General features: G+C 72.9%; 21 protein-coding genes and 1 pseudogene. 14 read left to right on the forward strand and 8 right to left on the reverse strand.

All coding sequences use genetic code 11. The annotated features are described in order from the left end of the window. Positions 1-65 precede the first annotated feature (65 nt). From J7E93_RS04815 to J7E93_RS04855, 9 genes are all read left to right on the forward strand, one after another. Positions 66-1,127 (forward strand): iron ABC transporter permease, encoded by a 1,062-nt coding sequence (locus tag J7E93_RS04815; RefSeq protein WP_308367786.1) that lies wholly within the window; start codon positions 66-68, stop codon positions 1,125-1,127. Positions 1,128-1,135: 8 nt separating this feature from the next. After that, positions 1,136-2,245, forward strand: coding sequence for an iron ABC transporter permease (locus J7E93_RS04820; protein WP_308367790.1), 1,110 nt, complete (start codon positions 1,136-1,138; stop codon positions 2,243-2,245). 92 nt (positions 2,246-2,337) lie between these two features. Continuing rightward, the gene (locus tag J7E93_RS04825) at positions 2,338-3,183 is read left to right on the forward strand and encodes an ABC transporter ATP-binding protein (protein ID WP_215066111.1); all 846 of its coding nucleotides are present in this window, start codon (positions 2,338-2,340) and stop codon (positions 3,181-3,183) included. Positions 3,184-3,418: 235 nt separating this feature from the next. Further along, positions 3,419-4,753 carry a diaminobutyrate--2-oxoglutarate transaminase family protein gene (locus J7E93_RS04830; protein WP_251066054.1) on the forward strand — a complete coding sequence of 445 codons (1,335 nt, stop codon included), beginning with the start codon at positions 3,419-3,421 and terminating at the stop codon, positions 4,751-4,753. A gap of 215 nt (positions 4,754-4,968) precedes the next feature. Continuing rightward, positions 4,969-6,441: an aminotransferase class V-fold PLP-dependent enzyme gene (locus J7E93_RS04835; protein WP_215066112.1), complete on the forward strand. Its 1,473-nt coding sequence runs from the start codon at positions 4,969-4,971 to the stop codon at positions 6,439-6,441. After that, positions 6,438-7,832 carry a lysine N(6)-hydroxylase/L-ornithine N(5)-oxygenase family protein gene (locus J7E93_RS04840; RefSeq protein WP_215065984.1) on the forward strand — a complete coding sequence of 465 codons (1,395 nt, stop codon included), beginning with the start codon at positions 6,438-6,440 and terminating at the stop codon, positions 7,830-7,832. Before J7E93_RS04835 ends, J7E93_RS04840 begins: the two co-directional genes overlap by 4 nt. Continuing rightward, complete coding sequence (locus J7E93_RS04845; protein ID WP_215065985.1) at positions 7,829-9,649, forward strand: IucA/IucC family siderophore biosynthesis protein; 1,821 nt, start codon at positions 7,829-7,831, stop codon at positions 9,647-9,649. Before J7E93_RS04840 ends, J7E93_RS04845 begins: the two co-directional genes overlap by 4 nt. A gap of 5 nt (positions 9,650-9,654) precedes the next feature. Continuing rightward, a complete protein-coding gene (locus tag J7E93_RS04850) occupies positions 9,655-11,010 on the forward strand; it encodes a glutamine synthetase family protein (protein ID WP_215065986.1) in 1,356 nt (451 codons plus the stop codon). Further along, positions 11,007-12,248, forward strand: coding sequence for an MFS transporter (locus tag J7E93_RS04855; RefSeq protein WP_215065987.1), 1,242 nt, complete (start codon positions 11,007-11,009; stop codon positions 12,246-12,248). The genes J7E93_RS04850 and J7E93_RS04855 overlap by 4 nt, the downstream gene beginning before the upstream one ends. Before the next feature lie 184 nt (positions 12,249-12,432). On the opposite strand, the gene J7E93_RS04860 is transcribed toward J7E93_RS04855, so the two are convergent. Together J7E93_RS04860 and J7E93_RS04865 are read right to left on the reverse strand one after the other, a co-directional pair. Then, positions 12,433-13,797, reverse strand: coding sequence for a cation:proton antiporter (locus tag J7E93_RS04860; protein WP_215065988.1), 1,365 nt, complete (start codon positions 13,795-13,797; stop codon positions 12,433-12,435). Positions 13,798-13,802: 5 nt separating this feature from the next. Beyond that, the gene (locus J7E93_RS04865; protein ID WP_215065989.1) at positions 13,803-14,288 is read right to left on the reverse strand and encodes a TrkA C-terminal domain-containing protein; all 486 of its coding nucleotides are present in this window, start codon (positions 14,286-14,288) and stop codon (positions 13,803-13,805) included. A 114-nt stretch (positions 14,289-14,402) separates the two neighbouring features. Between J7E93_RS04865 and J7E93_RS04870 the strand changes: the two genes are divergently transcribed. The 3 genes from J7E93_RS04870 to J7E93_RS04880 all read left to right on the forward strand — a co-directional run bounded on the left by J7E93_RS04870 (position 14,403) and on the right by J7E93_RS04880 (position 18,854). Next, positions 14,403-16,457, forward strand: a complete 2,055-nt coding sequence (locus J7E93_RS04870) for a prolyl oligopeptidase family protein (RefSeq protein ID WP_215065990.1) — start codon at positions 14,403-14,405, stop codon at positions 16,455-16,457. Between the two features lie 41 nt (positions 16,458-16,498). After that, positions 16,499-16,978 carry a MarR family winged helix-turn-helix transcriptional regulator gene (locus J7E93_RS04875; RefSeq protein ID WP_215065991.1) on the forward strand — a complete coding sequence of 160 codons (480 nt, stop codon included), beginning with the start codon at positions 16,499-16,501 and terminating at the stop codon, positions 16,976-16,978. Positions 16,979-17,261: 283 nt separating this feature from the next. Then, positions 17,262-18,854 carry an MFS transporter gene (locus J7E93_RS04880; RefSeq protein WP_215065992.1) on the forward strand — a complete coding sequence of 531 codons (1,593 nt, stop codon included), beginning with the start codon at positions 17,262-17,264 and terminating at the stop codon, positions 18,852-18,854. A 30-nt stretch (positions 18,855-18,884) separates the two neighbouring features. Here the strand turns inward: J7E93_RS04880 and J7E93_RS04885 are convergent, their stop codons facing one another. Further along, entirely contained in the window at positions 18,885-20,792 is a 1,908-nt protein-coding gene (locus J7E93_RS04885) for a cellulase family glycosylhydrolase (protein WP_215065993.1), read from the reverse strand. A 229-nt stretch (positions 20,793-21,021) separates the two neighbouring features. On the opposite strand from J7E93_RS04885, the gene J7E93_RS04890 reads away from it, so the two are divergent. Further along, positions 21,022-21,306 carry an isoamylase early set domain-containing protein gene (locus tag J7E93_RS04890; protein ID WP_215065994.1) on the forward strand — a complete coding sequence of 95 codons (285 nt, stop codon included), beginning with the start codon at positions 21,022-21,024 and terminating at the stop codon, positions 21,304-21,306. A 75-nt stretch (positions 21,307-21,381) separates the two neighbouring features. Further along, a complete protein-coding gene (locus J7E93_RS04895) occupies positions 21,382-21,582 on the forward strand; it encodes a DUF5988 family protein (RefSeq protein ID WP_215065995.1) in 201 nt (66 codons plus the stop codon). A gap of 31 nt (positions 21,583-21,613) precedes the next feature. Here J7E93_RS04895 and J7E93_RS04900 read toward each other — a convergent pair whose 3' ends face one another. From J7E93_RS04900 to J7E93_RS04920, 5 genes and pseudogenes are all read right to left on the reverse strand, one after another. Continuing rightward, the gene (locus J7E93_RS04900; protein ID WP_215065996.1) at positions 21,614-22,942 is read right to left on the reverse strand and encodes a UDP-glucose/GDP-mannose dehydrogenase family protein; all 1,329 of its coding nucleotides are present in this window, start codon (positions 22,940-22,942) and stop codon (positions 21,614-21,616) included. Positions 22,943-23,103: 161 nt separating this feature from the next. Beyond that, a pseudogene (locus J7E93_RS04905) lies at positions 23,104-23,564 on the reverse strand (DUF6098 family protein). 245 nt (positions 23,565-23,809) lie between these two features. After that, positions 23,810-24,544 (reverse strand): DUF4232 domain-containing protein, encoded by a 735-nt coding sequence (locus tag J7E93_RS04910; RefSeq protein ID WP_215065997.1) that lies wholly within the window; start codon positions 24,542-24,544, stop codon positions 23,810-23,812. A gap of 113 nt (positions 24,545-24,657) precedes the next feature. Next, a complete protein-coding gene (locus tag J7E93_RS04915; RefSeq protein ID WP_215065998.1) occupies positions 24,658-25,449 on the reverse strand; it encodes a hypothetical protein in 792 nt (263 codons plus the stop codon). Positions 25,450-25,610: 161 nt separating this feature from the next. Further along, complete coding sequence (locus tag J7E93_RS04920; RefSeq protein ID WP_215065999.1) at positions 25,611-26,357, reverse strand: helix-turn-helix transcriptional regulator; 747 nt, start codon at positions 26,355-26,357, stop codon at positions 25,611-25,613. Between the last annotated feature and the right edge of the window lie 7 nt (positions 26,358-26,364).

Below are 26,364 nucleotides of genomic sequence, written 5' to 3' on the forward strand. Positions count from 1 at the left end.
CACGGGGGGTGCAGCTGTAAGGATAGGCTCACCTAACTTTCAGTGGGGCGGGTTCGGAGGAGATCGTGACAGAAGCGCTGTCTGCGCCACCCCGGGAGGGGATCGCGCCGCGGCCTTCCAGGGCAGCGGAACGCGAGCGGAAACGCTGGACGGGGGTTCTCGTCCTGACCGGGACGCTCGCCGTGGTGGTCGTCCTGAGCATCGTGTTCGGTACGAAGTCACTGGCTCTCGCGCAGGTGTGGCACGGCATATGGAGTCCCTCCGGCACCGAGGGGGACATCATCGTCCGCAACCTGCGGCTGCCGCGTACCGCGCTCGCCGTCACGGCCGGAGCCGCGCTCGGCGTCGCCGGAGCCCTGATGCAGGGGCACACGCGCAACCCGATCGCCGATCCCGTCCTCCTCGGAGTCAGCGCCGGGGCAGGCCTGTTCGTGACGGGCGGCATCTTCCTGCTCGGCGTCACGACGCTGTACGGGTACGTCTGGTTCGGCTTCCTGGGCGCGATGCTCGCCAGCGTGCTGGTCTACCTGGTCAGTGCACTGTCCAAGGGCGGCGCGACCCCGGTGACCCTGGCGCTGGCCGGAGCCGCCGTCCACGCCCTGTTCACCGCCCTCACGGCGGGTGTCGTGATTTTCGACCAACAGGCCCTGGACGTCTACCGGTTCTGGACCGTCGGGTCGGTGAGCGGCCGGACCCTGGAGCTCACGGTCCAGATGCTGCCCTTCGTCGGCGTCGGGCTGCTGCTCGCCGCCGTCAACGCCCCCGGCCTCAACGCCCTCTCGCTCGGGGAGGACGTCGCCAGGGCGCTCGGCGTACGCATCGGGCTCACCCGGTTCACGGGCATGGCGGCGATCACCCTCCTCACGGGCGTGGCCGTCGCCGCCTGCGGCCCGATCGGGTTCGTGGGTCTGATGGCCACCCACATCGGCAGGTCCTTCACCGGTCCCGACTACCGCTGGGTGCTGGGGTACGCGGCACTGCTCGGAGCGATCCTCATGGTCGGCGCGGACATCCTGGGCCGCCTGGTCGCCCGGCCGGGCGAACTGCCCGTCGGCATCATGCTCGCGTTCCTCGGCGCGCCGCTCTTCATCTACCTCGTACGCCGCAGGAAGCCGGTGCGACTGTGAAGCCGAGCGTGCACGTCAAGGAGCCCACCTCCACCCGGGAGAACCCCGCGCGGTCCGTCGTGCCGGGACACAGGCCGTTCCGCGTCGGGCCGGCGTCGGGCGTGTGGCGGCCCCGTACCGTCCTCGTGCCGGCGGTCGCCGCCCTCGCGCTCTTCGCGGCCGTCGTCGTCAGCACCGGGCGCGGCGACTTCGCCATCCCGCTCCCGGACGTCGTCCGGGTCCTCCTCGGGGGCGGGGACGAGGCCGACCGACTGGTCGTCCTCGACTTCCGCCTACCGCGGGCCGCCACCGGAGCGTTCGTCGGTGCCGCCCTCGGCCTCGCGGGCGCCATCGTGCAAGGCGTCGCCCGCAACCCGCTCGCCGGCCCCGACATCCTGGGGGTCACCGCAGGCGCGGGGACGGGCGCCGTGGCCGTCATCGTCCTCGGCGGGGAGTACGGCAGCGTCAGCGGATCGCTCGCGGAGATCGGCGTACCGGCCGCCTCCATCGGCGGGGGGCTCCTGGCCGCCGCCGTCGTCTATGTCCTGGCCGTGCGGCGGGGCCTCTCCGGCTACCGGATGCTGCTGGTCGGGGTGGGCGTGCAGGCCGTCCTGTCCAGCGTGATCTCCTGGCTCCTCGTCAAGGCGTCGATCGTCGACGCGGGCCGGGCGATCCTCTGGCTCACCGGCAGCCTCAACGCCAGTACCTGGGACAACGCACGGGCCGTCGGCTGGGCGCTCGCCGTCCTGCTGCCCGTAGCCCTCGTCCTCTCCTTCCCCTTCGGGGCGCTGAACTTCGACGAGGACACGGCGCGCGGGCTGGGCGTACGGATGAACACGAGCCGAGCGGGGCTGCTCCTGATCGCGGTCCTGCTCACCGCGACCGCGACCGCCGCCGCGGGGCCGGTCGCCTTCGTCGCCCTCGCCTGCCCGCAACTGGCGGTCCGGCTGCTGCGAACCGGCACCCCGCCGCTGCTCGCCTCGACCGTGCTCGGTGCCGCCGTCACCGTCTGGGCGGACGTCCTGGGACGCACCGCCTTCGGGAGGATCGAGCTTCCCGTGGGCATCCTCACCGCCGCGCTCGGCGCCCCCTACCTGCTCTACCTGCTCGTACGGAGCGGAAAGGCCCGGAAATCATGACAGAGGCGAGCCGGACGACCCAGCCCGCGCCGACGACCGCGCCGACGACCACACCGACGACCACACCGACGACCACGCCGACCGACATGACGATGACGACGACGCGGCCGACGACCGCACCGCGGCCGGCCGTGCGGCTGCGGGCCGAGAGGCTGTCCCTGGCCTACGGCGACCGTACGGTCGTGCACGAGCTGGACCTGGACATCCCCGACGGGTCGGTCACCGCCGTGATCGGGCCGAACGGCTGCGGCAAATCCACGCTGCTGCGCTCCTTCGGCCGGCTGCTGCGCCCGAAGAGCGGGCACGTCCTGCTGGATGGCAGGCCCGTCCACACCATGCCGACCCGCCAGGTCGCCGGCCTGGTCGGCCTGTTGCCCCAGTCCCCGGAGGCCCCCGAGGGCATCACGGTCGCCGACCTCGTGGCCCGGGGTCGGCACCCGCACCAGAGCTGGTACCGGCGCTGGTCCTCCGACGACGAGGCGGCCGTGGAAGCGGCGCTGCGCAGCACAGGGACGTACGACCTGGCCGAGCGCACCCTGGACGAGCTCTCGGGCGGTCAGCGGCAACGTGCTTGGATCGCCATGGCGTTGGCGCAGAACACCGAGGTCCTGCTGCTCGACGAGCCGACCAACCATCTCGACCTGGCCCACCAGATCGACGTCCTGGACCTCGTGCGTGAGCTGCACCGGGACACGGGGCGGACGGTGGTGATGGTGCTCCACGAGCTGTCGCTCGCCGCGCGCTACGCCGACCGGCTCGTCGCGATGAAGGACGGCCGGATCGTGGCCCAGGGGGCGCCTTCGGAGGTGCTCACCGAGGACCTGCTGCGCGAAGTCTTCGAGCTGAAGGCACGGGTCCGGTACGACGAGGAGTGCGGCGCCCTCGTCGTCGTACCGCTCGGCCGCCACCGTCGGGCGGTGGAACCCGTGGACGCCTGACCCGGGCCCCTCGCCCTTCGCCCTTCGCTTTTTGGCTCTTCGACGTTCAACTTCTCTTCCCTCAGCGGCAGTTCCTTCGGGGCTGCCGCTTTCGGTCATGCCCGAAAACAGACCTTGTGAATGACCAAGGTTAGGCTAACCTAACCGATGGATCGACCGGGAATCACGCCTGGCCGGTGCCCGTCACGCCCTCACACGCATGACCCAACGCCCCACGAACGAAGGGCATTTCGCCATGTTGCGTGCTCAGCTCCTGGAACGTCAGGCGCTTCGAGAGTCCTCCGCCCGCACCTATGCCCGTACCCTGCCTGTCGCACCCGTCGGTGCCGCCGGAGCCGTCGTCACCGGCGCGGACGGCCGCACCTACCTCGACTGCCTCTCCGGCGCCGGAACCCTCGCCCTGGGACACAATCCCCCCGAGGTCGTCGAGGCCCTCCAGGCAGCCCTCGCCTCGGGTGCGCCCCTCCACACGCTGGACATGATCACCCCTCAGAAGGACGCGTTCAGCGAGGAGTTGCTCGCCTGCCTGCCCGGCACGCTGCGCGACGCCGCCCGGCTCCACTTCTGCAGCCCCGCCGGCACCGACGCCGTCGAAGCCGCCCTCAAACTGGCCCAGCACGCCACGGGCCGCCACGGCATCGTCGCCTTCACCGGCGCCTACCACGGCATGACGCTCGGCGCCTCCGCCGTCTCCGGGCCCGCCCGGATGAGGACCCCCGGACCGGCCGACTCCCTCCCGGTCACCCGGCTGCCCTACCCGTACGGTTACCGCTGCCCCTTCGGCGTCGGAGCCGAGCAGGCCGGAGAGTTCACCGCCCGGCTCCTGGAGAGCTTCCTCACCGACCCGAGCAGCGGTGTGGGCACGCCCGCGGCCGTCATCCTGGAAGTCGTCCAGGGCGAGGGCGGCGTCATCGAGGGCCCGGACCACTGGCTCCGCGAAATCCGCCGCATCACCGCCGAGCACGGCGTCCTGCTGATCATCGACGAGGTCCAGACGGGCATCGGGCGTACGGGCCACTTCTGGGCCTGCGAGCGGGCCGGCGTCACCCCCGACATCCTCGTCACCTCCAAGGCGGTCGGCGGCGGGCTCCCCCTCGCCCTCATCGCCTACCGCCCCGACCTCGACGTCTGGGAGCCGGGGGACCACACCGGCACCTTCCGCGGCAACACCCTCGCCATGGTCGCCGGCCGGATCACGCTGCGGACCGTCGCCGAACAACACCTCACCGAGCGGGCGGAGAAGCTCGGCGAACGCATCAGGCACGGACTGGACGAGATCGCCCTGGAGCACCCCGTCTTCGGCGAGGTACGAGGGCGCGGGCTGATGATCGGGATCGAGATCGTCGACCCGGACGGACCACCGGACCGCCTCGGCTCGCTGCCCGCCGACCCCCGTTTCGCGAGGGCGCTGCGCGCCGCGTGCCTGGACAACGGCCTGATGCTGGAACTCGGCGGCCGTGAGGACACCGTCGTTCGCCTCCTGCCGCCGCTCGTCCTCACGGACGACCAGGCCGACGCGGTCCTGGAACGGCTGGGCGCGGCCGTGGAGACAGTGGAGCGTGCCGCGTGACGCACCAGCACCCCGCCCCCGACGCCCAGGCAGCTCCCCACACTCTGGCCGCCCCCGGCGCCCAGGCCGCCCACCACGCCCAGGCCGCTCCCCACACCCAGGCCGCTCCCCACGCCCAGGCCGCCCCCGACGCCCTGGCCGCTCCCGTCGACGTCTCCCTCGCCGCCCAGGCCCTCGGCGGGGGAGACCCGTCCCACCCCCGGCGGCCGCGGGGCATCGAGACCGCCGTCGCCGGCGGGAGCGAAGGTCCCCACGTCCTGCGGTCACTGACGTGGACCGTCCTCGGCGCGCTCGCCGAGGGCGTGGCCGAGCGGAGCGGGCCCCTGCCCGTCGGCGGCCCCGAGGCGGTCACCGCCGCCGTGGACGCCCTGATCGGACCGGTGCTTCCCGAGGACGGGATCGGCGCAGAGGCCGCGCTCGGCGGGCTCGTCCGCGCGGTCGCCGCCAGCGCGGCCGACCCGTCCGATCCGGCCTGCGTGGCCCATCTCCACTGCCCGCCGCTCGCCGTCGCGGTCGCCGCCGACCTCGCCGCCTCCGCGCTCAACCCCTCCATGGACTCCTGGGACCAGGCTCCCGCCGCCGGGGTCGTCGAGCAGCGCACCACCGAAGCCCTCGCCGCACTCGTCCACCCGGGCGCCCCGAACCCCGACGCCCTGATCACCAGCGGCGGTACGGAGTCCAATCTCGTCGCCCTGCTCCTCTGCCGGGAACGCGCGCGGGCGCTCGGCACCCGCCCGGTGCGGATCCTCCTCGGGGCCAACGCCCACCACAGCGTGCACCGGGCGGCCTGGATGCTGGGCCTGCCCACACCGGTCACCGTCGAGTGCCGCGCGGGCCGAATGGTGCCCGCCGCGCTCGACCGGGCCCTGGCCGAACTCGGCCCCGGACCCGCCCTGGTCGTCGCCACCGCCGGCACCACCGACGAAGGCCTCATCGACCCGCTCCCCGAGATCGCCGAGATCGCGGCCCGCCACGGGGCCGAACTCCACGTGGACGCCGCCTACGGCGGGCCGCTGCTGTTCAGCGACCGGCTCGCCCCCCGCCTCGCCGGTCTCGAGCACGCCGTCTCCGTCACCCTGGACCTGCACAAACTCGGCTGGCAGCCCGTCGCCGCCGGAGTCCTCGCCGTCGCCGATGCCACGACCCTCGACGCACTCTCGCTGCGCGCCGACTACCTCAACGCCAACGACGACACCGAGGCAGGACTGCCCGACCTGCTCGGCCGGTCGATCCGTACCACCCGCAGGCCCGACGCCCTGAAGATCGCGGCGACCATGCAGGCGCTCGGCCGCCGGGGCCTCGGCGCGCTCGTCGACCACTGCGTCCGTACGGCGGAGGAGTTCGCCGACGCGATCGACGCCCACCCGGCGTTGCGCCGACGGCCCGGGGACGTCGGCATCAGCACCGTGCTGTTCCGGCCCACCGTCGCCGACCACCTGCCCGGCGACGCGGGGGACGCCCTGGTCGCGGCCGTGCGCCGGGACCTGCTCGCCGCCGGGCGGGCCGTCCTCGGCCGCGCCAGGGCCGAGGACGCCGACGGCACCCCGCGGCTGTGGCTCAAGGCCACCCTGCTCCACCCCCGTACCCAGGCCGTCGACCTCGACGGACTGCTCAAGCTCGTCACCGACACCGCCGCGGCCACCACCGTTCCCGCACCAGCCGACCGCTCCACCGGAGGATCCCGATGACGCCCCCACCCGTCGAAGAGCCCCTCGACCTCCTGGGGGTGGGAACCGGGCCGTTCAACCTCTCGCTCGCCGCCCTCGCCGACGGTGTACCGGGGCTGCGCAGCGCCTTCTACGAGCAGCGGCCCGCCTTCCACTGGCACCCCGGCCTCCTCATCGAGGGAGCCACGCTCCAAGTCCCCTTCCTGGCCGACCTGGTGAGCCTGGTCGAGCCCACCAGCCGCTGGTCGTTCCTGAACTACGTCAAGACGCGGCGGCGCCTCTTCCCCTTCTACTTCGCCGAGCAGTTCCACATCCACCGCGCCGAGTACGACCACTACTGCCGCTGGGCCAGCAGGGAACTCCCCTCCGTCCACTTCGGCCACCAGGTCGACACCGTCCGCTGGGACACCGGACAGGGCGCTTTCGCCGTCGACTTCACCCGTCTCGACGCGGAGGGCGACGCCCAGGCCGTCGGGCGTACGTATGCCCGGAACCTCGCGCTCGGGATCGGAACCGCCCCGCACGTGCCCGAGCCGCTGCGGGCGCTCGCCGACGACCCCGGCACGCTCGTCCTGCACTCCTCCGACTACCTCGCCCACCGGGACCGGCTCCTGGCCGCCCGCCATGTCACCGTCGTCGGCTCCGGGCAGTCCGGCGCGGAGGTCCTCCTCGACCTGCTGCGCGCCCGCCCGGAGGGCCGCGAGGGGCTGACGTGGCTCGCGCGCACCCCGGCCTTCGCGCCGATGGAGTACAGCAAGATCGGCCTGGAGCAGTTCACCCCCGACTACACCCGCTACTTCCACAACCTGCCGGAAGCCACCCGCGACCGGCTGCTGCCCAGCCAGTGGCAGCTGTACAAGGGCGTCAGCGGTGACACGCTCGGCGACATCCACGACGAGCTGTACCGCCGCGGCCTCGACGGCACCTGGCCCGACGTCACCCTCACGCCGGGCGTGGCCGTCCAGCGGGCCGCCCGCACCGGCGATCGGATCGAACTGGACGTCGAGCACGGCGAGCAGCAGGCCCGCGGCCGGCTCGTCACCGATGCCGTCGTCCTCGCCACCGGCTACCGCGAGCGGCCCGTCGACGGCCTGCTCGCCGCCCTGCGGCCGTACATCGTCCGCGACGCGGCCGGCCGGCCCGAGGTCGACGAGCGGCAGCGGCTGTGCCTCGCCCCGGAGATCGGCGGGTCGGTGTACGTCCAGAACGCCGAACGCCACACCCACGGCGTCGGCACCCCCGACCTCGGGCTCGCCGCCTGGCGATCCGCCGTCATCCTCAACTCCCTCACCGGCGAGGAGACGTATCTCCTGCCCGAGCGCACCGCCTTCACCACCTTCGGCCTCGGCGGTCTCGCCGCACCGGACCACGATGCCGAACTCACCACCACCAGCACCGGAGGACGTTCGTGACCGAGCAGACATCCCCGCGGGACCGCGCGCTCGCCTGGCAACGGGCCGGCACCCTGATCACCGAGAAGATGCTCGGCGAGCTGTCCTACGAGTTCCTCCTCGAGCCGGTCGCCGACCCCGAGCCCGTCTCGGAGGGCACCGAGCCCGCCTGGCGCCTCGATCTGGCCGACGGTGTGACGTATCGTTTCCGCGCCCGTCACGGCGCTTTCCGCTGCTGGGTCGTCACCCCGGGTTCCGCCACCCGCCAAACCGCCGACGGCGCCACCGCACCGGCCGACGACCCGCGCGTCCTGGTCACCGACGCCCGCGCCGTCCTGGGCCTCGCCGGAATGCGGCTCGCCGACGTGCTGAGCGAGCTGACCTCGACCGTCGCCAACGAGGCCCTGCGCCTGGCCGTGCCGATCACCGCAGCCGAACTGGCCGCCCTGCCCTACGACCTCGCCGACGGCCACCTCACCGGCCACCCGCGCATCGTCGTCAACAAGGGCCGGGTGGGCTTCTCCGCCGCCGACCGGGAACGGCTCGCCCCCGAGGCACGCACCCCGTTCCCCGTGCGCTGGGCCGCCGTCCACCGTGAACTCGCCAACTTCCGCTCCGTACCCGGCCTCGACGAGAACACCCTGCGGGCCGAGGAGCTCGACGCGAACACCCGCGAGGCGTTCACCGAGCGCATCACCGCGACCGGCGCGGACCCCGCCGACTTCGTATGGATGCCCATCCACCCCTGGCAGTGGGACGAGATAATCGGCACCCTCTACGCCGCAGAGATCGCCACCGGCCGCATCGTCCTGCTCGGCGACTCGGCCGACACCTACGTGGCGCACCAGACCGTCCGCACGCTCGCGAACGTCACCCACCCCACCCGCCGGGACGTCAAGACGGCCTGCTCGGTGCGGAACACCCTCGTCTACCGGGGCCTGAACTCCGCCGCCACCCTGGCCGGCCCCGCCGTCACCGAATGGCTGCTGTCGATCCACGAGAACGACGAGCTGCTGCGCGACGAGTACCGTTTCGACCTCCTCGGCGAGGTGGCCGCGGTCTCCGTCCGGCACCCGCTCTTCGGCGCGCTGCCGGATCTGCCGTACCGCTTCCACGAGACGCTCGGCGTGCTGTGGCGCGAGCCGCTGCGCACCCGTGTCGGCGCCGACGAGCGGGCGATCTCCCTCGCCACGCTTCCTTACCGCGACCACCGGGGGGACAGCGTCGTCGCCCATCTGATCCGTACCTCGGGCATGACGCCCGAGGAGTGGTTCGGCAAGCTGTACGACCTCATCCTCACGCCGCTCCTCCACTGGCTCTACCGGTACGGGGTCGCCTTCTGCCCCCACAGCCAGAACCTCGTTCTGATCACCGACCCGGACGGCCGTCCCCTCCGCGTGATGATCAAGGACTTCGCCCAGGGCGTCGACCTCGTCGACACCGACCTGCCCATCCACGACACGCTGGGCGAGGAGGCCCGCAAGGACATGCTGCGCTGGCCCGCCCCGCTGATGGCGCAGTCGCTGTTCTCCTCGGTCTTCTCGGGGCAGATCCGCTTCCTCGCCGAGATCGCCCACGACGACTTCGGCTACTCCCGCTCCGCGATGTGGGAGCAGGTCCGCGCCATCATCCGCGCCCACGCCGACCGCTTCCCCGAGGACGCCAAGCGCTACCCCGACCTGGACCTGTTCGCCCCCGACGTCGAACGGGTCTGCCTGAACCGCGAGCACCTCGCGGGCGAGGGATTCGAACGCGTCGACCGCGACGAGGAGTTCGACGTCCGCTTCGGCCGCGTCCCCAACCCGCTGCACGCCCCCGACCCGGAAGGCGCCTGGTGATACCGGTGACCTCCGACGCCTTCTGGAAGCGCCCCGCCGGGCCGCGCACCCTCGCGGCCCGCGCGGAGGCCGGCGCCGGCCTCCGCGCGGAGCTCGCCGCCCGGGGACCGCGCCGGCTCACGCTCCTCGCACCCGACCCGCACGCCCGTTTCGCGGCCGTCGACCTGGACGGGGAGTTCGCCCTCGGATCCGTACTGGACGACGGCTACGGCGCCTGCACCTACCTCTACGCCTGGACCGTCGACCGCGGCACGTCCACCGCCCCCGAACTCCAGCGCTACTACGACACCTTCTCCGACCTCGTCCTGCGCCCCGACGCGGCGACGCTGCTGCCGCAGCCCGGCGAGGACGGCAGCTGGTACGTGGTCTGCGACGCCGCCTGGCCGGACGGCGCCCCGGTGCCGGTCGCACCCCGGACCGTGCTGCGCGAACGGCTGGCTGCCGCCGAGGAGTTCGGCATCGTGCCGTCCGTGGGACTGGAGCACGAGGTCACCTTCTACACCGCCGACGGCTCTCCGCTCACCTCCCACGGCATCGACTACGCCCTGGGTGGTACGGAAGCCCTCGCACCGCTCCTGCGCGACGTGCGCGCCACCCTCCACGAAGCGGCGCTGGGCGTGGAGTCGGCGCGCGCCGAGTGCCACCCCGGCCAGTACGAGGTGGTGCTGCGGCACCGCGACGCGCTCGCCGCCTGCGACGACGCCATGGTGCAGCAGACCCTGGTCCGCCAGACGGCGGCCCGGCACGGCGTCACCGCGTCCTACCTGGCCGCCGAGGGACCCGGGCAGGGCAGTTCGTGCCACGTCCATCTCTCCCTCAACGCCCCCGACGGCCGCAACCTCGGCCCGGCCGACGGCGATCCCCGACGGCCGGGCCCCCTGCTCGGCTCCTTCCTCGCCGGGGTGTTGCGGGCCGCCCCCGACCTGACCCCGCTCTGGGCACCGACGGTCAACTCGTACGTACGGCTGCGGAACGGCGACTTCGCACCCACCGAGGTCCGGTGGGGCGTGGACGACCGCACCGCCTCCGTACGCCTGGCCGGAAGCGGGCCGTCACTGCGGCTGGAGTGCCGCTTCCCCGGTGCCGACGCGCAGCCCCACCTCGCCGTGGCGGCGCTCCTCGCGGCCGGACTCTCCGGCGTCGAGGACGAGCTGCCGCCGCCCGAACCGGGCGAGCGGACCGGCCGGCTGGCTACCACGCCCTGGCAGTCGCTGGAACGGTTCACCACGTCGAAACTCCCCGCCCGGCTCCTCGGCCAGGAGCTCGTCGACCACTACGCGGCCCTCTTCCGGACCGAACTCGACGCCTGGTGCGACGGCGTCACCGACTGGCAGCGCCGCCGCGGAGCCCTGCGGTCATGAGCGCGCCGACCACGGGCGCACGGGCCGCGGCGAGTTCCCTCAAGGAGCTCGCCGCGGCCCCCGGCCTGCTGTCGCTGCTCGGCTGGAGCCTCGTCGGCCGTCTCCACCTCTCCGCCACCCTGGTGGCGCTCCTGATCGTCGCGGCCGACATCACCGGCTCGTACGCGACCGCCGGACTGGTCTCCGGCGCCCTCGTCCTCGGCCAGGGGCTCACCGCCCCCCTCAGGGGACGGACCGTCGACCGCCGCCCCGCCGCCCGCCTCCTCGTATGGACGTCGGTGCTGTACGGGGCGGGGGTCGCCGCCCTCGCCGCCGTACCGGAACGGGCCGGCTGGCAGCTGCTCGCAGGCGCCGCCTTCCTCGTCGGCCTCGCCTGTCCGCCCTCGACCCAGGTGTCCCGCGCCAAGGTCGCCCAGCTCGCCCACGGTCCGCTGCGGCAACGGGCCTTCACCCTCCAGGCCACGGTCAACGAACTCGTCCTGGTCGCCGGACCCGGCGCCGCGTCCCTCGCCATCGCCGGTGCGGGGGCCCGCGGCGCGGTGGCGGTCTGCGGGGCGCTCGCCCTCGTCGGCGGGTTCGGTCTGGCCGCGGCCGTACGGCGGGCGGGTGTGGACGCACCGGCCGTGGCCCGCGGGACCGACGAAGAGGTGACGGGGCGTTCGCTGCTCCGTGACCCGGCGGTCGTCCGCTGCGTCGCCGCCGTGACCGCGCTCATCGCGGGCTTCGCGATCATCGACTTCGTCCTGGTCACCTGGTCCCACCAGCGCGGCAGCCCCGCGCTCGGCGGTGTCCTCACCGGCGTCTGGGCGGCCGGATCGGCCGCCGGGGGCCTCACCGCCACGCTCTGGTGCCACGGCGCGGCGAACCTCCGACGCCGACTCCTGCTGGTGGCCGCGGGCGTCGCCCTGCTCCTTCCCGCACTGGCCGTGCCCCTGACCGGGGCCTGCGGGAGCCCCTGGGCGGTGGTCCTGGCCCTCGCGCTGGGCGGAACCGTGATCCCGCCCGCTCTCGCCGCCCTCTACGACCACGTCGCCGACAGCGCCGGGCCGGGCCGGCGCGGCGAGGTGTTCGGCTGGATCGCCACCGCCACGACGGCGGCGTCGGCGGCTGCCAACCCCCTCGCCGGGGCGGCGCTCGACCGCTGGGGGCCGTTGGCGCCGGTGGCCGTCGCCCTGGCCGCCTGCTGCCTTGCGACCGTGCTCGTCACCGGGGCGGGGAAGGGGCCCGCCTCGTCGTGAACCGCCTCTTCACGCCTCCCCGCCGAGCTGTCCACCGTTGCGCAGGGCAAGGGGGAACCATGGAACGCCCCGTCGTCTCGGACGTCACGTACGACACCTCTCCGGCACGGATCACGATCGCCGGACTGCCGGACAAACCGGCCGACATCGCGGGTCCGATCCGTGAGACCGCCTCACGCGTCGCTCAGGCCCGGCCGACGGTGTCGGAGTCGTTGACCGCGTCCCTCGCCTCGGGCCGGGCCGTCTCGGGCCGGGCCGCCTCGGGGCGTGCCGTCTCCGGCTGGTCCGTCTCGGGGCGTGCCACCTCTGGCCGGGCCGTCTCCAGCTGGTCCGTCTCCGGCTGGTCAGGAAGCGGGCCCGACGGCGCCGCCGCCTCGACGGCCTTCGTGCGGCGGCGCGTGGTGAGGCGGGTCGCGATCGGCTCGGTGTAACGGGCGGTGAGAGGGCCGAGGATGACCAGGACCAGGACGTAGGCCGTGGCGAGGGGGCCGAGCCCTGGCTCGATGCCCGCGGTGACGGCGAGACCGGCGATCACGATGGAGAACTCGCCCCGTGCCACCAGCGTGCCGCCCGCGCGCCAGCGGCCCTTGGCGGAGATTCCCGCGCGCCGCGCGGCCCAGTAGCCGGTGGCGATCTTCGTCGCCGCCGTGACCACGGCGAGAGCCAGGGCGGGCAGGAGCACCGGGGGAATGCTGGCGGGGTCGGTGTGCAGTCCGAAGAAGACGAAGAACACCGCCGCGAACAGGTCCCGCAGCGGGCTCAGCAGGCTGTGCGCGCCCTCGGCGACCTCTCCGGACAGTGCGATGCCGACGAGGAAGGCGCCGACGGCGGCGGAGACCTGCAGCTGCTGGGCGAGGCCCGCGACCAGCAGGGTCAGACCGAGGACGACGAGCAGCAGCTTCTCCGGATCGTCGCTGGAGACGAAGCGCGAGATGACCCGTCCGTACCGGACGGCCAGGAAGAGGACGAGCCCGGCGACCCCGAGGGCGATGGCGAGGGTGAGGCTTCCGGCGGCCAGGCCGACCCCGGCGAGCAACGCCGTGACGATCGGCAGATAGACGGCCATCGCGAGGTCTTCGAGGACCAGGATGCTCAGAACGACCGGCGTCTCACGATTACCCAGGCGGCCGAGGTCGCCCAGCACCTTGGCGATGACACCCGAGGACGAGATCCAGGTGACGCCGGCGAGGACGACGACGGCGACCGGGCCCCAGCCGAGCAGCAGCGCCATGGCGGCGCCCGGTAGGGCGTTGAGAACGGCGTCGACGATGCCCGCCCGGTACTGCGTCCTCAGGTTCGAGACCAGGTCGCTGGCCGTGTACTCGAGGCCGAGCATCAGCAGCAGCAGGATGACGCCGATCTCGGCGCCGATCGCGACGAACTCCTCGCTCGTGCCCAGCGGCAGTAGCCCGCCCTCGCCGAAGGCGAGGCCGGCCAGCAGGTAGAGGGGTATCGGGGAGAACCGCAGGCGGCCGGCCATACGGCCCAACAGGCCCAGGCCGAGGATGATGGCGCCGAACTCGATCAGGAAGACAGCGGAGGAGTGCATCCCGCTCACTCCCGGCCGAGAATCGCGGCAGCGGCCTCGACGCCCTCGCGGGTGCCGATCACGATCAGTGTGTCCCCGCCGGCCAGGCGGAAGTCCGGAGCCGGCGACGGTATCGCACCGGAGCGGCGAAGGATGGCCACGATGGACGCGCCGGTCTCGGTCCGCATCCGCGTCTCGCCGAGCACACGTCCGTTCCAGTGCGACGTCGATGCCAGCTCGATCCGCTCGGCGACCAGCCCCAGGTCGGTCGTGGACAGCAGATTCGGGCTGTGGTGCGAGGGCATCAGCGCGTCTATCAGCGCCTCCGTCTCACGGCCCGTCAGCTTCACCGACAGCGTGCACTCGTCCGGATCGTCCCGGCCGTAGGCGTTCAGCGTCCGGGCACCGTCGCGGTGGGCGATCACCGAAAGACGGCGGTGCTCGCGGGTCGTCAGGTCGTAGCGGACGCCGATCCCCGGCAGCGGAGTACGGCTCAGGCGAGGAGCGGTCACGGTGAACCCCAGGTCTGTGGTCTTCCGAAGGGTGGTGAGACGCACTGCCGCACGCCTCGCCCTCACCCTATCGATGAGCGGTTGTGGTCCCACCATGCGTTCCGGGCCTGCACAATGCGGCGTGTGATGGATGACGACCCGTACCTGTGGCTGGAAGACGTGCTGGACGAGGCGGCGCTCGAGTGGGTGGCCGAGCGGAACGCCGAGACGGAGGCGGTGCTGGCAGCCGACGCCGGGTTCGCCTCGCTGAAGGAGCGGCTGCGGGAGGTGCTGGACGCGTCGGACCGCATCCCCTACACCGCCCGCCGCGGCGCGTTCCTCTACAACTTCTGGCGGGACGCCGGGCAGGTACGCGGCGTGTGGCGGCGTACGACGCTGGAGGGCTACCGCAAGGAAGCCCCCGACTGGGAGGTTCTCCTCGACGTCGACGCGCTCGCCGCGGCCGAGGGCGAGAAGTGGGTGTGGGCCGGCGCGCGGGTGCGCCACCCGGACTGCGACCGGGCGCTGGTGCGTCTGTCGCGCGACGGTGGTGACGCCGTCGTGGTCCGCGAGTTCGACCTCGCGACCCGGACGTTCGTCGAGGACGGGTTCCAGGTGGGGGAGGCGAAGACGCGGATCGGGTGGATCGACGCCGACCATGTCTTCATCGGCACGGACTTCGGTCCGGGCTCGCTGACCGACTCCGGCTATCCGCGCACGGTTCGCAGGTGGCGACGGGGCACGCCGCTGGAGGAAGCCGCCCTCGTCTTCGAGGCCGGGACGGCAGACGTGTCGGCCTGGGGGTGGCGCGACACCACACCCGGTTTCGAGCGGGACTTCGTCGGCCGCGCGGTCGACTTCTTCCGCAGCGAGCTGCACTTCCTGACCCCCGACGGCAGGCTCGTGCGGATCGACGTCCCCGACGACGCCCTCGCCTACGCCCACCGCGAGTACCTGATCGTCACCCTGAGGTCGGACTGGCTCGGACACCCGGCGGGTTCACTGCTGGCGTTCGGCTTCGACGCCTTCCTGGCGGGCGACCGCACCGCCGAGGTGCTGTTCACCCCGGACGAGCGGACCGCCCTGGCCGGGCACTCATGGACCCGCCACCATCTGATCCTGGAGACGATGCGCGACGTCAGCACCCGCATCGAGGTCCTCACCCCGACCACCGGTGGCACGTGGGCGCGTGAGCCGCTCGCGGACGTTCCGGCGCTGTCGGCGGTCTCCGTCGTGGACACGACCCCGGACCTCTCCGACGAGTACTTCCTCGACGTGTCGGGGTTCCTGCAGCCCTCCACCCTCTACCGCGGGCAGATCGGCGCCGACACGGAGATCATCAAGCAGGCTCCCGCCCGCTTCGATCCGACCGGCCTGACGGTGGAGCAGTTCTTCGCGACCTCCCGGGACGGCACGCGGGTGCCGTACTTCGTGATCGGCCCCGACCGTTCGACCCCCGGACGCCCGGGCCCCGCACTCCTCTACGGATACGGCGGCTTCGAGGTGTCCCTCACCCCCTTCTACGGTGCGGTGACCGGCAGGGCCTGGCTGGAACGCGGCGGCACCTACGTGATCGCGAACATCCGGGGCGGCGGCGAGTACGGACCGGAGTGGCACCGGTCCGCGCTCGGCGCCGACCGGCCACGCGCCTTCGAGGACTTCGCGGCCGTCGCCGCCGATCTCGTCGAGCGGGGCATCACCACCCCCGCCATGCTGGGGGCCGCGGGTGGCAGCAACGGCGGCCTGCTCATGGGCGCGATGCTCACCCGCCACCCGGAGCTGTTCGGCGCGATCGTCGCCCAGGTGCCGCTGCTGGACATGCTCCGCTTCCACAAGCTCCTCGCCGGCGCGTCCTGGATCGCCGAGTACGGGAACCCGGACCTCGAAGCCGACCGGCCCCACCTCCGGGCGCTCTCTCCGTACCACCGGCTCACCGCGGACCGGTCCTACCCGCCGGTCCTTCTGATGACCTCCACCCGTGACGACCGCGTCCATCCCGGCCATGCCCGCAAGACGGCCGCCCGACTGCGCGACCTCGGCCACCAGGTCCTGCTGTACGAGAACACCGGCGGCGGCCACGCGGGCGCCAGCGACAACGAACAGGTCGCCCACAACAACGCCTTGGTGCACACCTTCCTGTGGCAGCACCTGGCACGACCGGAAAGGCAGGACCCGGCCCAGCGCCCTTAGCTCTTTTGACATACCTATGTCATCAGATCTAATCTCTTCGCATGCCCGATTCCCGCGCGTCCGCCCAGGACCTCGACCGTGTGGCCTCCGTGCTCGCGGCGTGCCTGCCCGCGCTGAACCGGGCCCTCGACCGGCGGGTCGGGCAGGACTTCGCGCCGCCCAAGCCCCCGGAGGGGCAGCTCGCCCTGCTGCGTTTCGTCTCGCAGCAGGAGGGCGCCACCGTACGTGAGGCCGCGGACGCCCTGCTGATGCGGCCGAACAACGTCAGCACCCTCGTCTCCCAGCTCACCGACCAGGGGTTGCTGGAACGACGGCAGGACTCCGCCGACAAGCGGATCGCGCATCTGTATCCGACCCCCCGTGCCCGGCGTGAGCTGGCCGAGGTGAGGCGGCTCCAGGGGGAGCACATCGCCCGCGCCCTCAGGTCGCTCACCGAGGGGGAGCGCGACGCCCTGGGCTCTGCCGTCGGTGCGCTGACGGCGTTGTCGCACCGTCTGCACGCCGCGTCCGCGGCCGAGTAACACCCCCTCCGCACCGCACCCCACGGCACCACTCCGCACCGCACCGCTCCGCACCCCACCGCTCCGCCGACCCCGCGCGCGCCTGTCGCCGCGTGGTGGCGGTGGTGATCGCGGGCGAGGGGCGTGGGCGATTGGCCGTGGACTTCCCCTGCCCTGACGTCGGCGGCACCGCCCGCCCGCCCGGGGCGGCACGGGCGTGTTCCCTTCCTGCCGCACCGCACCGCACCGCACCGCGCCCTCACCGCCGGTTTCCCGTCACCCTCCCGACAGACAAGGCACCTTCATGTCTTCCACCACCGTGGATCCCCTCTCCTCGCAGGACGCCTCCCCGCCGCGGCCGGTACGGCCCCGGGACAGGCGGTCCAACCCGTGGCTGACCCTGATCGCGGTCGCCTTCGGCCTCTTCATGGTGCAGCTCGACGCCTCCGTCGTGGCGATCGCCAATCCCGAGATCGGCCGCGCCCTCGACGCGTCCACCGCCGACCTGCAATGGGTCACCAACGCCTACCTGCTCGCCCTGGCCGCGTCCCTCATCCTCGGTGGCAAGCTCGGCGACCGCTTCGGACGCCGTACGTACTACATGGCCGGCGTCGTCGGCTTCACCCTCGCCTCGGTGGCCATCGGCCTGTCCGGTTCGGTCGAGGGCGTCGTCGGCTTCCGCGCGGCGCAGGGCTTCTTCGGCGGGCTGCTCATGCCGAACACCCTGGGACTGCTGCGCGCGGCCTTCCCGCCCCGGAAGTTCGGCATGGCCGTGGGCATCTGGGCGATGGTGTCGGCGGTGTCGACGGCGCTCGGACCCATCGTCGGCGGCCTGCTGGTCGAGAACGTCTCCTGGGAGTCGGTCTTCTACATCAACGCCCCCATCGGCGTGATCGCCCTCCTGGTCAGCGCCGCCGTACTCCCCCGGAGCAGGGCGGCCGTGGGCCGGCACCGCTTCGACGTGGCGGGCGTGGCCCTGCTGGCGCTGGCCCTGCTGTGTGTGGTCTTCGGCGTCGTCAAGGGCGAGACCTGGGGATGGTCCTCGGCCGGGACCCTCGGATGCGTCGTCGGCGGTCTGCTGCTCCTCGCCGTCTTCGGCTGGTACGAGACCCGGCAGGCGCACCCGCTGCTGCCCATGCGGCTCTTCCGCAGCCGCGCCCTGACCACCGGGACGGTCGTCACCGCGCTGAACTTCTTCGTCCTGCTCGGTGTGATCTTCTTCGTGATGCTGTACCTGCAGAACGTACGCGGCTTCACACCCGTCGAGGCCGGCGTGCGTACCCTGCCGCTCAGCCTCGCCTCCCTCGTGGCCTCACCGCTGGGGGCGGCCCTGACCGCACGCTTCGGGGCCCGGCTCACCATGCCGCTGGGCATGCTGCTCCAGGCGGGTTCCGCCTTCGCCATGCTCGGCTGGGACACCGACTCCTCCTACACCACGATGTGGCCGCCGTTCGTCGCCCTCGGCCTGGGTGTCGGCATGGTCCTGGCCGCCTCCTCGGACGCGATCGTCGGTCAGGCCCCCGTCCAGGACGGCGGCGTGGCCGGCGGCCTGCAGGCGACGGCCCTGCAGATCGGCGGCGCGCTCGGTACGTCCGTCCTCGTCTCGCTCATCAGCGGCAGGGTCGGCTCCACGCTGACGGGTGAGCTGACCGGTGCGGGCGTACCGGCCGGCCTCGCGGCCGAACTCCACGCCGCCGAGGACGCGGTGGCGATGGGAATCGCCCCGGTGTCGACCGACATGCCCGCCCGGCTCAGGGCGGCGGTGGTGGAAGGCAGCGGCCAGGCGTTCATGAACGGCGTACACACCGCCGTGATCGTCACCGGGACCCTCTGTCTCCTGGGAGCCGTACTCGCGGCCGTCGGTCTCCGGCGCACCTCGCCCGCCGCACCGCACTGAACCACCGGCGCCCGTGCGAGGGCCGGGGCCTCATCCGGCGGGGAAACCGGCCCTCTCCACCCACCGCCCGAGCTCCTCTCGTACGGCCGCGCGCTGCTCGGCCGTCGCGGGGGCGGCGCTCACCAGCGCGAAGTGCACCCCCTCGGAGGCGCCGGAGAGGAGGATCCGGCGGGCGTTCGTGCCGCCGGGCTCGGGAGCGACCGCGATCGCTCCCGCCGACCCCGGACCGGTCACCGTGCCGAGGTCCGAGACGACCGTGGTCGTGGCGGGGTCGAAGCCGGCCGGCAGATGCAGTTCGGTCGGCGCGCTCGCCCCGCTTCCCCGCCACACGAGCAGACCGTACGGAAGGTCGGCACCGATCAGCCGCGCCGACGCGGGCAAGCTGGAGGGCACCTGACTCCATGTCAGCGTCCTGCCCGCGTCACGTGAGCGGTCCTCGTAGAGGAAGGCGAGCGTACGGCCGGCGACCGCGCTCGGGTAGAGACGGTCGAGGAGCCGCGCGTCCTGGCGGAGCTGGGGGACACCCCTGTCGTCGAGCCGTACGGCGGACAGGTCCTCGTCGTTCCAGGCGTCGCCGTCGGTACGGATCTTCTGCGGATTGTCGTTCATCGCCTCGTGGTGACGACCGCTGTAGATGTCCCACTGCCACTGGGTCGCGGACAGGACGGGCCCGGCGGCGGCCGGATTCTGCCACCAGCTCCGGCCGTCGAGTGCGCTGTCGAGCGCCTGGTACTGGCCCTTGAGGACGGACGGCGCCTTGTCGGACGAGGTACCGGTCAAGGGGTGTCCGAACTCGCTGACGACAGCGGGGGTGCCGAGGTCGGTGGACCGTGCGCGGACGGCGTTGAAGTCGCCCGCGTACTCCCCGTCCTTCGCCTTGGTCAGGTCGAAGAAGCCGGACATCCGCGCCTGGTCGTAGAAGTGGGTGTTGAACACGTAGCGGGGGCCCAGAGTGCCCACACCGCCCAGGCCGCCCGGCTGTTTCATGAAGGACAGGTTGGAGTTCCAGAACATGTTCGGCTCGACGAGGGCGGGTTTGCTTTGCCAGCCCGCCGCGTCCATGCGCGCCCGGAACCGCTCGTAGAACGGCCAGAGCAGCCCCTTCTCCCAGCTGCTGCCGTCCTGCCCGCTCGCGTACTGCCCGGCGTAGGGCTCGTTGTACGGGTCGAAGCCGGCGATCCCGGCGAACTCGGCCCGCTCCAGATGGTCGGCCAGGTACGCCATGGTCGTCTGCGCGGTGTCCAGGAAGGCGTCCTGGATCCCGTTCCGGTTGGTCCAGAAGTCGCGCATGGCGTCCTTGACGGTCCGGTTCTGGGTGATGTTCTGGCCCCAGTGGGCGCAGACGCCGCAGAACTCCCGCGGGTAGCCCCCTGCTTGGACGACCCAGCGCGGTGCGCCGTCCCCCGAGTACCAGCTGTCCTTGTCGAAGACATGGCGGGAGAACAGATCCTGGTGGAAGTCGGGGTACACGCGCAGCCCGACGGCCAGGAACTCCCGCATCTGCGCTGTCACCTGAGCCAGATAGGCCTCGTCGACCTGCCCTTGTACGGGCTCGGCCGCCGCCCACGACAGCAGGAACCGCACCGAGTTGGCGCCCCCCAGCTCACGCACCGCCCGCGCCGACTTCCGCGCGTCCTCGACATCGGCGAACGGCAGGCCGCCGTTCTCGGCCAGCTTGGTCTCGCCGGACACGTTGAAGCCGCGCAGCACCACCTCACGGCCGTAGCCGTCGACGAAACGTGTCCCCGTGACGGTCAGTTCCGCCGCCCGCTCGTCGTACGGATGAGGACCGGCCGCCCGAGCCGGTACTCCGGCACCCAGCGCCGAGGAGACGAGGGCGAGGAGCGCCAGGCCCCACGTCCACGTTCGTGCCCCTGCTCGTGCCCCTGTCCCTCGTCCGGAACGGTACGGCGTGCGGTGTGCCGGGGTCGTCGCCATGGCATCACTGTCGCCCTGATCTGACGTACCGTCAATAACGGGGGCGAGGGCACCGCGCCGCCGCCGACCGTCGAACGGATGGGCCGGACGGGTGGGGGTCGGCCGGATGCCGTCGAACGCGACCCGTGCGCTCACCCGCCCGGGTGTCCTGTCCGCCGTGTCGGCCCGCCCGCGGACGGCCCCGGTATCAGGATGTGCCCGCAGTTTCCCACCTGGCAGGAGGCCTTCCATGCTCGAACGCAAGCGCCGCAAGGGCGGCAAGAACCACACCGAGATCACCTTCGTCCTGCCGGCGGACACCCCGCCCGGACCGGTCAGCGTGGTCGGCGACTTCAACGACTGGAAGCCCGGCACGCACGAGCTGCGCCCCCGCAAGGACGGCACCCGCGCGGTCACCGTGGCCCTGCCCGGTGCGAGCACCCACGCCTTCCGCTACCTGGCCGCGGGCGACTACTGGTTCAACGACGAAGCAGCCGACGCGCTCGAAGGCCCCAACAGCCTCGTGCGCACCTGAGGGCAGCTCTGCCACCGGCCGCTACCGCGCCGCCTCCGAGGTGCGCGGGACGCGGCGGGTGGCAAGACTGAAGACATGGCGAACAAGGCAGTACTCGAGGGCGGGCCGGACGATCTGACCGAGCGGATCGTGTCCGTCACCTCTTCGGACGAAGACCTGAAGATCCCCCATCGCGGCGGATACGAGCACTTCAAGGCCACGCCGCGCCACCAGGACGGCCCACAGGGCCGGCTCCCGGTCTACGAGTGGTGGGAACGGACCGAGATCGCCGAGTGACCGCTCCACAGCAGGCCGCCGTAGGTGGGCGTCAGGCGACGCTGTCCGTAGCGGCGTGCTCCGGCATGGGGCGGCGGTTGCCGATGCCGCGGTAGTCGACCGGCACCTGGTGCAGCAGAACCGGCGGAAGACAGTTCTTGGCGTCGACCACGACCCGCGGCTCCCTCATCCGGGCGGCGAGATCCGCCCAGTCCGCCTCGACGGCCTGCGGCCATTCCGTCAGGACCAGCGCGGCGTGCGCGCCCGCCACGGCGCTGGGCAGGGCGGCGTGCGTGGTCGCCGAGGGCGCGAGGTGCCGCAGCTCGTCGGGGGTGAGGCCCGGGTCCCAGACGCGGACGGCGGCCCCCTGTTCCTGGAGGAGCGCAAGGAGCGCGCGGCCGGGCGCGAACCTGAGATCGTCGTTCCACGGCTCGTGGCAGACCCCCAGGACCGCGACGTCCAGTCCGAGCAGGTGGCCGCCGACGCTCTCCCTGAGCAGGTTGAGGAGGGCGGCGGGCTGCTGGGCGTGGGCCCGCACGGTCGCGTCGATGAGCGGGGTCGGGACGCCGAGGTCCGCCGCCCAGTGGGAGAGGGCCGCGGTGTCCACGGGCAGACAGGAGTCGCCGTGTCCGGTGCCCGGCTGCAGCAGGGCGGGGCCGATGCGGGGATCGAGCCCGACGCCCTGGACGACGTGGTCGATGTTGAGCTCCGGCCCGGTGCACATGCGGGCCAGCTCGTTCGCGAAGCTGATCTTGGTGGCGAGGAAGGCGTTGCTCGCGTACTTGATCATTTCCGCCGTGGACGGCGTGGAGGTCACCCACGGGCAGCTCACCGACCGGTACAGATCACGCAGCCGGTCGACGGCGGGCGGGTGGTGGGCCCCGGCGACGATCCGTGCCGGGGCCTGCCAACCGTCGAGGGCGTCGCCCCGGTTCAGGAACTCCGGGTTGCAGACGAAGCGCTGCCGCAGTTCCGGGTACTCCGCGAGCAGCATGTCGCTGGTGCCCGGCGGGACGGTCGACCTCAGCACCACCAGCGGGTCGCCGACCAGTTCGGCGGCCTCCTCGACCGCCGCCAGGACCTCCGAGAGGTTCGTCGTCCCGTCGGCGGCGGGCGGTGCACCGACACAGATCATCACCACGTCGAGCGGATCGGCCACCATCGCGTCGGGAAGGTCCTCGACGAACTCCAGCCGGCCCGTGCGCAGGACGGCGGTCATCTGCTGGATCAGGCCCGGCTCGAACTCGGGTGGTTCGCCGGCCCGCAGGCAGGCGAGCCGCTCCCGGTCCTGCTCCACCCCCACGACCCGGTGCCCCTGCTGCGCCAAGGCGACCGCACCCGTCACACCGACGTACCCCTGACCCACCACCGCTGCCCGCATCGTCGCTCCCTGGGAGGTCGCCCGCTTCCTGCCCCACCACAGAAGCACAAAGAGTGACCGGAGCGCCCGTTGTGGTGACCCCCCGTGTCCTTTCGTGTCGCGTCGGCGTCGGTGTCGGTGTCGGCGCGCCGCCGTCCCGCGCCCGCGGCCCCCGCGTCGGGTCACGTTCCCTCTGCCGCGCCACTGCCCTCGCCGGCGCCCTCGCGGTCCATCGGGCCCCAGGCGCCGTTCTGGCCGGCGACGACCTGCTCGGCCTCCTTGATCACCGCGTCGGCCACCCAGCCCATCGGCGCCACGTCACGCAGCAGGGGTTCGTTGTCCGGACCACGCCCCGCCTCGGTGCCGCGCAGAATCCACGGCCGGACTCCGGGCCCCCGTACGCGGGGCAGATGCGAGTAGTCGTGGAGGCGGCGCGCCGCCCAGAGGCGGAGCGGCCGGTCCTCCCACCAGGGCTCGACCTCGAGCGGGTTGGCCGAGAGACCGGGAAGGCGACGCCCGTCAGACCGTCCCGACTGGTGTGCTCGGTCAGGTCGAAGACCGGCCCCCTCGACCACCGCAGGTACAGCCCGCCGCGGGCGGCGAGCAGGCCCGTGAGCTCGTCCAGCGATCCGATGACAGGCATCTCGTGCCAGGTGCGGAGATCGTCGGCGGTGTTCATGGTCGGCGGCTACCCGGGTGCGCAAGGCGTACGCGTAGGCGTGCTGACGGGGGCGGGGTCACGCGCGACGGGCGCGGGCCGAGCAGAGGGGCGGGTCCGGGCGAGGGTCGGGGCGCGGGTGCCTTGCGTCATGGCCGCGATCGCCGTCGCGACGACCGTACGCGGCAGGCCCCGACCGGGATCGGGGCCTGCCGCGTACGAGGGCCGGATCAGAACTCGTCGGCGCCGTTGCGTAGTTCGGGCGTCCAGTAGCCGGTCTTGGCGACGGCGTCGTCGACGGCGATGCCGCCCTTGGGCGCCGAGACGACCTTGCTGCCCTCGGCGGGGCCGTCGGCGGCGAAGAGGTTGACGTTGAAGGACGTGACCACCCGGTTGTCCTCGTCGACGCCGCCTTCGTTGATGCGCACCACCGCGTAGGCCGGCGCGCCGGCGCTCAGCACGACCGGGGTGGCGGGCTTGCTCTTGGCGACCGCCGGGACGTCCTTCGCCGTCTGGATGTCGCCGAACGCGATCAGCGGGTACTGGAGGAGCGTGCAGGCGTGGCCCGAGACGTTCGTCGCGGTGAGCGTGATGTGCGTGGTGGGGACGCCCTCCTGCTTCTCCGCGGAGATCTTGACGTCGCCGACGGTGCAGGCAGGGGACTTGCCGCCGGTGTTCTTCTTGGTTCCGGCCTGGGTGGCGGGGCCGGTGGAGTCGGAGCCGGTCGAACCGGAGGTGCCCGATCCGGCGGTGGTCGAGCCGGAGGTGCTGGAGCCCGAGATGCCCGTGCCCGAGGTGCCCGCGCCCGTGTCGCCGCCCTTCGCGACCGAGGCCGACGAGGAGGAGGCGGTGGCGGCACCCTGGTCCTTCGCGCCGCCACCGCCGCCGCAGGCGGTGAGCGTCAGGCTGAGCGCGGCGACGGCGGTCGACGCGACAAGGGCAGAGCGGCGGATGGACGAACGCATGTGGAGCTCCCCGTGTGGTGTGATCGTGCGGTCGTGCCAGGTACGGACGACCGGTCTGCACACAGCTTCGGTCCCGGCCCTGCCGTTCCGCTGACGTACCGCTGACGTACGGCTCACGCCTGGGAGATGTACGGCTCCAGGGAGACCATGACCAGTCGCTCGCTGATCCCCGCCGGGCTCCGGCCCGTCACCGCGGCGCGATGGGCGCGGACTGCGGGATCGGAGACGGTGAGGGTCACCACCGGGCAGTCCGCGGCGTCATTGGTGTCCGCGGGCGAACAACGGGCCACGTCGAGCAGGGTGTACCCCGGACAGACCGCGCCGGCCGGGAGCTCGACGTCCAGGAGCAGCGGCTTGCCGGGCGCGACGCGGAACCGCCCGGACGGCGGGACCTGCACCGGCTTGTCCGGCCGCGCGCCGTCCATGACGGTCGCGGTGAGCCCGCGGGCCGAGGCCCGGAGCCCCTCGCCGTGCGGGCCGTGGATGTCGAGGGTGACCCGGCCGCGTGAGACCGGAGCGTCGAGCAGCAGGGGCCGGTCGGTGGCGTGGACCGCCGCGTGGACGGTGAAGCGGGGCGGGCCCGGTGTCTTCGTCCCCGCGTCGAACGCCCCCCAGCCGCCGAGCGTCAGCCGAGGATCCGTGTCCCGTTCGCCGTCGCCCAGGGCGACGGGCCGGGGCCACTCGTCCACCTGACACTTCGAGAGGCGGGCCGTGCCGCCGCCGGGGAGCGGGGCGTCCCGCAGCGGCCCGGCGAGGGCGGGAGGCCGGCCCCGTGCGCCCGGGCCGGCCCCCGCGCCCGCACCGGACAAGGGGGACGAGGGGAACGTCAGGAGCGCCGTCAGCACCAGCAGGACGATGACGGGTACGGCGAGGATCAGCCAGGAGCGCGGTGACAGGCGGAACATTCAGGCACGCACCCGCACGGGCTCGTGGCGGTGGCCGTCGACCGGGGGGATCGGAACACATGGGCTCATGATCCATTCAGCGCACGCGCGGCCGGGAACGTCACGCCGCTCTCCCGCCCGTTCTTCAGCCGCGCTCTCCCGCCCGCGTTCGCCCCCGCGGATCAGGGGCGACGGTGGTGAACGCCCGGGGTGTGGCCCAACGCGCGACGGAAGACGTCGATGAAGGCGCTGGTCGAGGACCAGCCGCAGCGGTGGGCCACCGTCGTCACCGGGACGTCGTCCGCCAGCAGGAGCAGGGCGTGGTAGAGGCGGGCCTGCGTGCGCCATTGGGGAAAGGTCATGGCGAGTTCGGAGCGGAAGAGCCGGCTGAGGATGCGTTCGCCCGCTCCCGTCGCGGCGCCGAGAGCGGCGAGGGTACGGGGGTCCGCCGGGTCGTCACGGAGGATCGCGCAGACGGACGCGAGGCGTGGGTCGCTCGGCGCGGGCAGCCGCATGGGCTCCTGCGCCGAGGCCCGCAACTGGTCCCGCAGGACGGCGAGCAGGCGACGGCGTTCGGGGCCGGTGTCGTCGGGTGCGCGGGTGTAGGCGAGGATCAGCTCCCGCAGGAGCGGGCCGACGGCGAGCACGGTGGGCGCGTCCAGACCGAGCGGGTTGTCGTCGGCGGGCAGACCGATCAGGTGCAGGTCGAGATGGCCGTGGGCGCGATGGGCGTGGACCGTGCCCGCCGGGATCCAGAGGGCGCGCGTGCCGGGGGCGAACCAGGTGCCGGCGTCGGTGGTGACGGCCAGGACGCCGGAGCCCGCGTAGACGATCTGGTGGTCGTCGTGGCGGTGCGCGTCGATCCGCTCCCCGGCGGCCAAGGCCTGGGCGCGGGTGGGAGCCTCCGGGGTGTGGCGGATCTGCGGCACAAGTCGG

Origin of the sequence: Streptomyces sp. ISL-36 (assembly GCF_018614205.1) — a bacterium.
Classification (GTDB): Bacteria; Actinomycetota; Actinomycetes; order Streptomycetales; family Streptomycetaceae; genus Streptomyces.